The sequence below is a fragment of the Clostridium sp. HBUAS56017 genome, from assembly GCF_007115085.1.
Classification (GTDB): Bacteria; Bacillota; Clostridia; order Clostridiales; family Clostridiaceae; genus Clostridium; species Clostridium cibarium.
This window is the reverse complement of record NZ_SULK01000015.1, coordinates 25,357-35,894: the sequence shown is the minus strand read 5'-3', so window position 1 is coordinate 35,894 and position 10,538 is coordinate 25,357. Positions and strand designations below refer to the sequence as shown.

Annotated in this window: 12 protein-coding genes and 1 riboswitch; of the genes, 11 read left to right on the top strand and 1 reads right to left on the bottom strand. The window is 30.5% G+C overall.

What is annotated here, in order from left to right:
• From FAY47_RS13345 to FAY47_RS13320, 6 genes are all read left to right on the top strand, one after another.
• Positions 1-1,928 (top strand): Tex family protein (locus FAY47_RS13345; RefSeq protein WP_243129622.1); only part of this gene is annotated, 1,928 nt, incomplete at its 5' end.
• A 43-nt stretch (positions 1,929-1,971) separates the two neighbouring features.
• Positions 1,972-2,089, top strand: a riboswitch (FMN riboswitch).
• Positions 2,090-2,204: 115 nt separating this feature from the next.
• The gene (locus FAY47_RS13340; protein WP_143317408.1) at positions 2,205-2,786 is read left to right on the top strand and encodes an ECF transporter S component; all 582 of its coding nucleotides are present in this window, start codon (positions 2,205-2,207) and stop codon (positions 2,784-2,786) included.
• 213 nt (positions 2,787-2,999) lie between these two features.
• Positions 3,000-5,009, top strand: coding sequence for an SH3 domain-containing protein (locus FAY47_RS13335; RefSeq protein ID WP_143317406.1), 2,010 nt, complete (start codon positions 3,000-3,002; stop codon positions 5,007-5,009).
• Positions 5,010-5,226: 217 nt separating this feature from the next.
• Entirely contained in the window at positions 5,227-5,823 is a 597-nt protein-coding gene (locus tag FAY47_RS13330) for a hypothetical protein (protein WP_143317404.1), read from the top strand.
• A 47-nt stretch (positions 5,824-5,870) separates the two neighbouring features.
• Positions 5,871-6,284, top strand: a complete 414-nt coding sequence (locus FAY47_RS13325; RefSeq protein ID WP_143317402.1) for a molybdopterin-binding protein — start codon at positions 5,871-5,873, stop codon at positions 6,282-6,284.
• A 69-nt stretch (positions 6,285-6,353) separates the two neighbouring features.
• Entirely contained in the window at positions 6,354-6,836 is a 483-nt protein-coding gene (locus tag FAY47_RS13320) for a GNAT family N-acetyltransferase (protein WP_143317400.1), read from the top strand.
• 36 nt (positions 6,837-6,872) lie between these two features.
• On the opposite strand, the gene FAY47_RS13315 is transcribed toward FAY47_RS13320, so the two are convergent.
• Complete coding sequence (locus FAY47_RS13315) at positions 6,873-7,082, bottom strand: cold shock domain-containing protein (RefSeq protein ID WP_143317398.1); 210 nt, start codon at positions 7,080-7,082, stop codon at positions 6,873-6,875.
• Between the two features lie 209 nt (positions 7,083-7,291).
• On the opposite strand from FAY47_RS13315, the gene FAY47_RS13310 reads away from it, so the two are divergent.
• The 5 genes from FAY47_RS13310 to FAY47_RS13290 are packed head-to-tail and all read left to right on the top strand — an operon-like array spanning position 7,292 to position 10,531.
• Entirely contained in the window at positions 7,292-7,555 is a 264-nt protein-coding gene (locus tag FAY47_RS13310; protein WP_143317397.1) for a FeoC-like transcriptional regulator, read from the top strand.
• Positions 7,556-7,557: 2 nt separating this feature from the next.
• Positions 7,558-7,779 carry a ferrous iron transport protein A gene (locus FAY47_RS13305; protein ID WP_143317395.1) on the top strand — a complete coding sequence of 74 codons (222 nt, stop codon included), beginning with the start codon at positions 7,558-7,560 and terminating at the stop codon, positions 7,777-7,779.
• A gap of 10 nt (positions 7,780-7,789) precedes the next feature.
• Positions 7,790-8,011, top strand: coding sequence for a FeoA family protein (locus FAY47_RS13300; RefSeq protein WP_143317393.1), 222 nt, complete (start codon positions 7,790-7,792; stop codon positions 8,009-8,011).
• 42 nt (positions 8,012-8,053) lie between these two features.
• Positions 8,054-10,063: a ferrous iron transport protein B gene (feoB, locus tag FAY47_RS13295; protein WP_143317391.1), complete on the top strand. Its 2,010-nt coding sequence runs from the start codon at positions 8,054-8,056 to the stop codon at positions 10,061-10,063.
• 48 nt (positions 10,064-10,111) lie between these two features.
• Positions 10,112-10,531, top strand: coding sequence for a flavodoxin (locus tag FAY47_RS13290; protein ID WP_143317389.1), 420 nt, complete (start codon positions 10,112-10,114; stop codon positions 10,529-10,531).
• Positions 10,532-10,538: the final 7 nt, after the last annotated feature.

The window sequence follows — 10,538 nt, the reverse complement described above, 5'->3', positions numbered from 1 at the left end:
GAAAACTTACAGAAGAAATAACTTTAGCTTTAGGAAAAGCAGAAACCTTGACAGAAGTTGAAGATATATATAGACCTTACAAACCTAAGAAGAGAACTAGAGCAACTATAGCTAAGGAAAAAGGGTTAGAGCCATTAGCTAATTTGATTTTTGAGGGAAAGTTTAAGGGAGATTTGGAAGAAGAAGCTTTAAAATATGTAAGTGAAGATAAAGGCGTTGAAAAAGCTGAAGATGCAATTTTAGGAGCTTTAGATATAATAGCTGAAGGAATTTCAGAAGAAGCAAAATATAGAAAGTTCATAAGAGAATTAGTAATGAGAGAAGGTTACATTGAGTCAAAAGGTGAATCAGAAGAACCAACTCCTTATGAAATGTATTATGATTATAGTGAAGAAGTAAAGAAGATCCCGCCTCATAGAATATTGGCTATAAATAGAGGAGAAAAAGAAAAGATTCTTTCTGTAAAGGTTACTTTAAGTGAAGATAAAGTAATTAGCTATTTGGAGAGAGAGCTTCTTAAAAAGAATGAAACTACAGACGAAAAATTAAAGCTTGCTATAAGAGATGCCTATAAGAGATTGGTTTTTCCATCAATAGAAAGAGAAATTAGAAGTGAGCTTACTGATAAGGGTGAAGTTGGAGCTATAATGGTTTTTAAGGAAAATTTAAAGGCATTATTAATGCAAGCTCCTATAAAAGGGAAAGTAGTTATGGGATATGATCCAGGGTTTAGAACTGGGTGTAAAGTTGCTATTTTAGATGCAACAGGAAAGTTCTTAGAAAATGTTGCGGTATATCCAACTGTTCCAAGAAAAGATATAGAAGGAACTAAAAAGACTTTGAAAGCTCTTATAAAAAAATACGATGTAGATGTTATATCATTAGGTAATGGAACTGCCTCAAGAGAATCAGAAGAAGTTATATCTGAGATGATTGCAGAGATTAAAGAAGATACTGGTAAAGAATTAGCATATGTCATAGTATCAGAAGCTGGAGCTTCTGTTTACTCAGCTTCTGAACTTGCAACTAAAGAATATCCTGATCTTGATGTAACAGTTAGAGGCGCTATATCAATAGGTAGAAGACTTCAAGATCCACTAGCAGAGCTTGTAAAGATAGATCCTAAAGCTATAGGAGTAGGACAGTACCAACATGATGTTACCCAAAAGAGATTAGAAGAATCTCTTAAAGGAGTAGTAGAAGATTCGGTAAATAAAGTTGGAGTTGATTTAAATACTGCAACACCATCATTACTAACATATATTTCAGGTATTAATGCAGCTATTGCAAAAAATATTGTAGATTATAGAGATGAACAAGGTGGATTTAAAAGTAGAAAAGAACTTTTAAAAGTTAAAAGATTAGGGCAAAAAGCTTATGAACAGTGTGCAGGTTTTTTAAGAGTAGCAGAGAGTAAAGAACCTTTAGATAATACATCAGTTCATCCAGAGTCATACAGTGAAGCAAAAAAACTTATGGAGATATTAGGATACTCAGCTGATGATTTGAAGAATAAGAAATTAGAAGATATAGAAGAGAGAGTAAAAAATAAAGGATTAAATAATATTGAAAAAGATTTTGAAATTGGTGAATTAACATTAAAGGATATTATTAAAGAACTTCAAAAGCCTGGTAGAGATCCTAGAGATGAAATGCCAAAGCCGATTTTAAAAACTGGGGTTGTAGATCTTAAAGATTTATCAGCAGGAATGGTTCTTATGGGAACAGTAAGAAATGTATCTGACTTTGGAGCATTTGTTGATATAGGAGTTCACCAAGACGGATTGGTTCATAAGAGCCAAATGGCAGATAGATTTGTTAAGCATCCTCTGGATATAGTTAAAGTTGGAGACATAGTTAAGGTTAAGATATTGGAAGTAGATACTAAACGTAAGAGAATAGGATTAACAATGAAAGACATAGAATAGTATATATTGCAACAATTTTAAAATAGGTGTATAATATAAACAAAAAAGTCTTCAGGGCGAGGTGTAAGTCCTCACCGGCGGTATAGCCCGCGAGCTAAGTTTTTAGTTGATTCGGTTAAATTCCGAAGCCGACAGTATAGTCTGGATGAGAGAAGATAACATACAATAGTTAGAAAGATAATTCTAATGAATTTGTTATCATTAGCCCTGACGTAGAATGTCAGGGCTTTATTTGTTTTTAACATCCACCCTAGGAGAAAAAATTGGAGGGTTAAAATGAATAATTTAAACACACGATTAAACAAATTAATTAAAATTTCATTATTGTCAGCTATAGCAGTGATTCTAATGTATATTGAAGTTCCAATATTGCCTGCTTTCGGTTGGTTAAAGATGGATATTAGTGAATTGCCAGTACTTATGGGTGCTTTTGCATTTGGTCCTATTGCTGGAATAGTTATTGAAGGAATAAAGATATTATTGTTCTTACTACTTAGAGGTACTCAAACTGGTGGAGTGGGAGAAGTTGCTAACTTTATAATTGGAATATCATTTATTTTACCAGCAACAATTATATACAATAGAAGAAAGAGCAAAAAAAATGCTGTTATTGGTATGATAGTAGGGGCATTATTTATGGAGGTATTTGCAATAGTAGCTAATGTATATTTCTTATTACCTGCTTATGGTATGGCAATGGAACCATCACAATTGATGAATTATGTTACTGCAGGTTTATTACCTTTTAATGGAGTTAAGGCCGTTCTAGTTTCTGTTATTACGTTCTTAGTTTATAAGAGAGTATCTGTAGCAATATTTAAGGTAGAACCTGAAGTTAGAAAAACTAGAGAAATATAGATATTATAAAAAGTTTATAGGATATTAATTTTTTAAGACCTTTTTGAAAAATGAGAAATTTGTCAAAAGGGTCTTATTTTTTTGGTAAATTATTCGATAATAAGGTTAGAAAAAGAATAATATGGTATAATATATTCATATATGAATAATAAGTGACTTTTTGTAAAGTGAAATTGATATATATTAAGTATTACAGATTGAAGGAGATAAGTTATGAAAAGAAATAAAATAATGAAACTTGTAGTTGCATCATCGGCAATTGCAGGAGGGATAAGTTTATCTAGCAATACTGTACATGCAACTGAAAACAATGCTGGTAATATTAAAACTGGCGAGTTAACTAAAAGTAGTATGGCATTAAAAAGTGTTACTAAAGGAAAAGTGGTTAATATAAGCACTAATCTTAGAGTTCGTTCAGATGCAGGAACTAACTATGATACTATTGGATATTTATATAATGGACAAGAAATTGAGGTTAACTCAGAAAAAGGTGGCTGGTATAGGATATCTTTTAATGGGAGAGAAGGGTATGTTTCAAAAGATTATATAAATTTAAATGAATCTCTTTCAAATACTGTAGTTACATCTGAAAAAAAAGGACAAGTAATAAATATAACAAGTAGTTTAAATATAAGACAATCAGCAAGCACAGGTTCAGCTGTAATTGGATCATTAAGAAATGGTGATACATTTGAGATTATATCAAATAGTAATGGTTGGTATAATATAAAATCACAAAACACAATAGGTTTTATAAATGGTGAATATGTAAAAGAAGTAGATAGTTCAAGTATACAAAATAAACCTAAACCACAAGTTGAAGTAAAATCTGGGGTAAAAGGAAAAGTAGTTAATATAACATCTAATTTAAGAGTTAGGACAAGTCCTTCTACTTCTTCATCTATTTTAGGTTATATATTAAACGGACAAGAAGTTGGTATAACAGGTGAAAATGGAGATTGGTATAAAATTTCCTTTAACAATTCAGATGGATATGTTTCAAAAGAATATGTTCAAAAAGAAAATGCAACACCAGTAAATACAAAAGCTGAAACACAAGAAAATTTTACAGCAAGTGGAAGAGGACAAGTGACAAATGTAACAAATAGCTTAAACATAAGACAATCAGCAAGCACAAGTTCGAGAGTATTAGGTTCTTTAAGAAATGGTGAAAACTTTGACATAATAGGAAAGAGCGGAAATTGGTATAATATAAGAACAGGTTCGGTAACAGGATATGTATCAGGAGATTATGTAAAAGAAGTATCAGGAAACTCTGTTCCTAGCAGTACTCCTCAGCAAGCTGCGAGTGGAAGAGGACAAGTAACCAATATAACAAATAGCTTAAACATAAGACAATCAGCAAGCACAAGTTCGAAAGTAATAGGTTCTTTAAGAAACGGTGAAGGCTTTGATATAATAGGAAAGAGTGGAAATTGGTATAATATAAGAACAGGTTCAGTAACAGGATATGTATCAGGAGATTATGTAAGAGAGACATCTGGTTCAAGTGATAGCACAAATCATTCAGAAGAAGTTATATCTAATCAAAAAGGGCAGGTTATAAATATAACTAGCAATTTAAGAGTAAGATCTAGTGCAGGCACAAATTCAACAGTTTTAGGATATTTATTAAATAATCAAATAGTTAATATAACAGGTAAGAGTGGACAGTGGATTAAGATAAACTTTAATGGACAAGCTGGATATGTAAGCAGTGAGTATATTAAGGTTGCAAATTCTAGTACTAGTGATGAACATACAAATAATACATCAACGTTCTACTCAATATTTAATGCTATGAAATCGCAATTAGGAAGTCCTTATGTTTGGGGAGGAGATGGTGAGTCCTTAACCACAACTCTTTTAAATAGCCTTAGGAGCTTATATCCGATTAAAGCAGCAGGGGGTTTTTATAATAGAGCTGCAAGTTATGCAAATCAGGGATATAGAGCTTTTGATTGCTCAGGACTTATGCAATGGGGATACAAACAAGCTGGCATATCGATAGGTAGAACCACTTGGGATCAGATAGGAGATGGAACAGAAGTTTCACTTTCAGATTTAAAACCAGGAGACTTGTTGTTTTACTCAAGTCTAGAACATGTTGGAATGTATATAGGAAATGGACAATGGATAGAAGCTCCAAATAGTAGTTCAAATGTTAGAATAGTAAATGTTCCTTGGAGTAAAATTGGTAGAGCTAGAAGAATTTTAGGATAGAATAACAAGTTAAGGTAATTATAAGATCTTATAGTAAAGAAAATTTATTATAGGATCTTTTTTGTTTGAATATATTTACAAATTAAGAATATGTATATAATGTTCCAGAAATTTTTAATTTGTACAAAGGTAAAAAAAATATATTGGAGATAATATAAAATAATTAACGATGTAGGGGATTGGGGGAGAAAATAAATAATAACAAAGGGTGATAAAAATGAAAATTGGAAAGTCTGCAATAATTCTTTATGGCATGGCTGAGATAAATAAGGAGATGAGGGGTAAAAAGTTAAGTGAGTACAAAGACAGGAGATACTTAGAAATTATTTTAGAGTCTGTAAGCAATTATGATGAAATAATAATTTTAAATCAAGCTAATGAAATGTTAAGGTATTATAACAAAGAGAAAAAGGTTACAAGTTCAGAAATGATAGCTATGATTAGTATTTATAAAGCATTAAATAAAATTAGAAATTCGAAGGCATTAGTGCTTTCATGTAATATGCCGTTAATAAGCAAAAGATTTTTAGATTATATGGGCATAATTAATTTTAAAGAACAAGTATTGGTACCATTTGCAATGAGTAAAATTCAAAGTTTTTGCGCTATATATGATAAGGCTGTATTACCTTATTTGAAAATGATGATAGAGAATGGAAATAAATCTTTTGATGACCTGTATAGTAATATAAGTGTGAGATATATTTTTCCAAGAAATGAAGATGTTTTCATAAATATAAATGCTATAGAAGACTATTTATTAATAAAAGAAAAAGAATTAAGTGAATGTGGATACAATAACATAATTTATTAATAAATTAAGTATTATAGTAGTAAAGTAACAGTTAAATAGGAGGAGTTATGTATAAGGCGTGTGTTATCGTAATAAGTGATAAGGGATATACAGGAGAAGAAGAAGATATAATGGGTAAATATTTAGTTGACTTGCTAAGAAAAAATAAATTTGATATAACTGCATATACTATAGTTCCAGAAATTAAAGATATATTTAAGCGGTTTTTAATAAAATGCTGTGATGAATATGGAGTTGAATTAGTAGTTACAGTTAATTCTAATAGTTTAGGTAGAGAAGTTGATGATGGGATATCAATATTTGATGAGGGAATGACAATATTTAAGGAAAGATTAGATTTAATTAATAAAAAAAATTTAGATTTAGGAGTAAGAGGGGAGACTTTAATTGTTAATGTAGATAATACAGAAGAAATCGAAATTGATATTGTTAAAGAAGCAATAAAGTCGATAAAAGAATAAAGGTTGTAGAAATGATTTTTCTACAACCTTTAATTTTTGGTATACTTATATTAGAAAAGGAGGATAAGTATGATAAGGAATGTTAAGATAGAAGATTCAAAAGATATTGCGAAGATTAATAATTATTACATATTGAATACTTGTATTACTTTTGATATGGAAAAAATAGAGCTAAATGATATGAAAGAGAAAATTAAAAAGCATATAAATAGAGATCCTTGGATTGTATATGAAGAAAATAATAGAGTAATAGGTTATGCATATGTTAGTGAATGGAGGTCAAAAGCTGCCTTTGATTTAACTAAAGAAGTAACTATATATTTAGATATTAATGAAAAAGGAAAAGGAGTAGGAACTAAGTTAATGGAAGAATTGTTGAAGCGATGTAGAGAAGCGGGAATACATACACTTGTTTCAGTAATAACTATGCCAAATGATGTAAGTGTATCATTACATGAAAAATTTGGTTTCAAAAACGTAGCTTATTATAAAGAAGTTGGGTATAAACAAGAAAAGTGGCTAGATGTTGGTTCTTGGCATCTACTTTTATAATAAAGAAGCTGTCTCAAAATTGAGACAGCTTCTTTATTATAACTTTTGAACATTTACAGCCATAGGCCCTTTTTCTCCATTTTCAACATCGAAAGATACATTTTCGCCTTCCTGTAAATCTTTATTAGGACCTTGGGTTTTTAATTGGGAATGATGCACAAAAACATCATTACCATCATCACCGGAAATAAATCCATAACCTTTTTCAGTGTTAAACCATTTTACTGTACCAGTTCTACTTGACATTATTAATCTCTCCTTGCATTTAAGTATATATATAGTATTGGCTAAATAATAAATTTTACTCTTAATAATTTGTAGTAAAAATTATAGAAGTTTGTATATTTATGAATAAAATAAAAATCAAAAGAAATAGTTGAAATTAGTTATCAGTTGATGTACAATATCAATAACGAGAAGAAAAATCAAGCATCTATGCCAAAGGGAGTGAGTTAATGTTAAATAAAGTATTAGAGTTTATTAACAGGGAAGGTAATTTTTCTAGTAGAGTAATAGCTAGAGAATTTAATCTTCAGGAATCTATGGTTGATGATTTTAAAAATAAGCTTATAAATATGGGCTATATTGCGAAAATATCATGTGATATGTCTGCATGCGAGAAGTGTTCTTGTGGATGTAGTACTAAGAAATTAAATGATAAGGTAGATTGGGAAATAACTAAAAAAGGTTATGAATTATTAAATAAAATTGGGAGGTAGTTATGAGTACTTTGGATCAATTACAGGTTGGAGAGAAGATGAAAGTTAACAATATCCAAAAAAATAGTCCAGTAAGAAGAAAGCTCTTGGATATGGGAATAACACCAGGAGTAGAGCTTCAAGTTACTGGGAGAGCACCTTTTGGTGATCCGATGGAAGTTCTAGTAAGAGGATATAAGCTAACGTTAAGAAAAAATGAAGCTATGGTAGTAGCTGGAGAGTAGAGGTGGTTATATGATACTGCCAATGAACTTAGCAGATGAAGGTAAAGAAGTTGAAGTTAAATCAATTTCGATGAAAGATGGTCTAGGGAAAAGATTAAGTGAACTAGGACTTATATCAGGAAATAAGATAAGAATAATTAAAAATGATGGAAGAAGCATAATAGTTGCTATAGATGAAAGTAGATTTGCTATAGATAAAAGTATAGCACAAAAAGTAATGATATCAATTTAGCAAATTATTGATAATAAGTTTCAATATCAGAAGGGGAGTAAAATGAAGACAATAGCATTAGCTGGTAATCCTAATTGTGGGAAAACAAGTTTATTTAATATTTTAACAAAAGCAAGACAGCATGTAGGTAATTGGCCAGGAGTTACAGTAGAAAAAAAGGAAGGTATATTGAAATACCAAGGTAAAGAATATACTGTAGTTGATTTGCCAGGAACCTATAGTTTAGGAGCATATTCAGAAGATGAGGTTATTGCGAGAAATTATATAGTTAATGATAAACCTGATGTAGTTATTAATGTAATAGATGCAACTAACATTGAGAGAAATCTATATCTTACCATTCAGTTATTGGAAATGGGAGCTAAGGTTGTAATAGCATTAAATATGATGGATGAGGCAGAAAATAAGCAAATAGAAATTAATATAAAAGAGCTTGCTAAAAAATTAGGAGTTCCAGTAATTCCTACAGTTGCTTTAAAATCAAAGGGAATCGAAGAGTTAATAAAAATTAGTATTAGTGAGGACATAAAACCTTCAAAAATTAAAATAGATTATGGTGAAAGTATAAATGATGAGATAGAAGCTTTAGCAAAAACTATAGAAAAAAATGCAAATAATACTAATTTTACTTCAGAATGGGCAGCTATAAAGTTATTAGAGAATGATGAGCATATTAAAAATGAACTAAAAGTTTCTGAGAATAAATCGATTAATGATAAGCTTGAATTTTGTAATAAAGAAATAGAAGAAAAGGTTGGTTTTGAAGGAGAAATGGCTATAGTAAATGAAAGATATTCTTTTATATCAAGTTTGGTTTCAAATATTATAGTTAGAAAAGAAAATGGTAAAGAAACAATTACAGATAAAATAGACAAAATAGTAACAAATAAGTTTTTAGGAATACCTATATTTGCAGTTATTATGTATATATTATATGAAATTACATTTATAGTAGGGGCGGGACTTCAGGATATAGTAGATGGGCTAATAGGAAGTCTTGGAGATAGTGTATCTAATATGCTTGCAAATATAGGGGCTCCAGATATACTAGTTAATCTTATAGGAGATGGCGTTTTTGGAGGAGTAGGAAGTGTACTAGCATTTTTGCCATTAATAATGGTTATGTATGTCCTAATTGGATTATTGGAAGATAGTGGATACATGGCAAGAGCAGCATATGTTATGGATAGACTTATGAGAAGTCTAGGCTTACATGGAAAAACATTTGTATCGATGCTAGTTAGTACAGGGTGCAATGTACCGGGAATAATGTCTACAAGAACATTAGAGAATAAAAAAGACAGAATGATAGCAATACTTATTAATCCTTTCGTTTCTTGTGGGGCAAGATTACCTATATATGCATTATTTATAAGTGCATTTTTTGAAGAAAATCAAGGATTAATTTTATTTGCAATCTATGCAACAGGATTAATTGTAGCACTTATTATGGGTAAAATATTCAGTAAAACTTTATTTAAAGGAGAGGCTTCATACTTTGTTATGGAACTTCCAAGCTATAAAATACCATCTATTAAGAATGTTGTTTTACTTATGTGGGAAAAAGCAGGAGCATTCATTAAAAAGGCAGGAGTTATAATTTTACCTGTTATGATTTTGTTAACATTCTTATCAAATTTCCCGGTTGGTGTAGAACCTAATAGTCAAGAATCATTGCTTGGAATAATAGGAGGAGTTATAGCACCAATATTTACTTTGGCTGGATTTGGAACATGGCAAGCAGGGGTGTCTCTTTTAACAGGTATATTAGCTAAAGAATCAGTAGTAGCTACTATGGGATTGATTTATGCAGGAGTTGAAGAAGGACCAGAATTAACAACAGCAATTCAAAGTATATTTACGCCTTTATCAGCTATATCATTTATGGTAATGGCATTATTATATACACCTTGTTTAGTTGCATTAGGGGCAATAAAGAGAGAAACAAATTCTTGGAAGTGGACAATATTTGCAGCATCCTATACTTTCGTTGTGGCATGGATAGCATCTGTACTAGTTTACCAAGTCGGATCATTGTTAGGATTTGCATAAGAATATATTGTTGAGAATGAATATCTATATAAATTAGGAGGAGTTAAAATGAAAATTGTTTATTGGTCAGGAACAGGAAATACAGAAAAGATGGCAAATTTAATTGGAGAAGGTATAACTGAAAAAGGAAAATCAGTAGATATAATTAATGTAAGTGATGCTAATTCAGATATTTTTAATGAAGAAGAAATTATAATCTTAGGTTGTCCAGCAATGGGCGATGAAGTACTAGAAGAGGGTGAGTTTGAACCTTTTATAGAAGAAATATCTTCAAAAGTATCAGGAAAGAAGGTTGCTTTATTTGGATCTTATGGCTGGGGAGATGGAACTTGGCTTAGAAATTTTGAAGAAAGAATGATTTCTTATGGATGCCAATCAACATTAGATTTATTAATGGTAGAAAATGAGCCAGAGAGTTCAGATGAAGAGAAATGTAGAGAATTTGGCAGACAAATAGCTAGTCTATAATAATGAT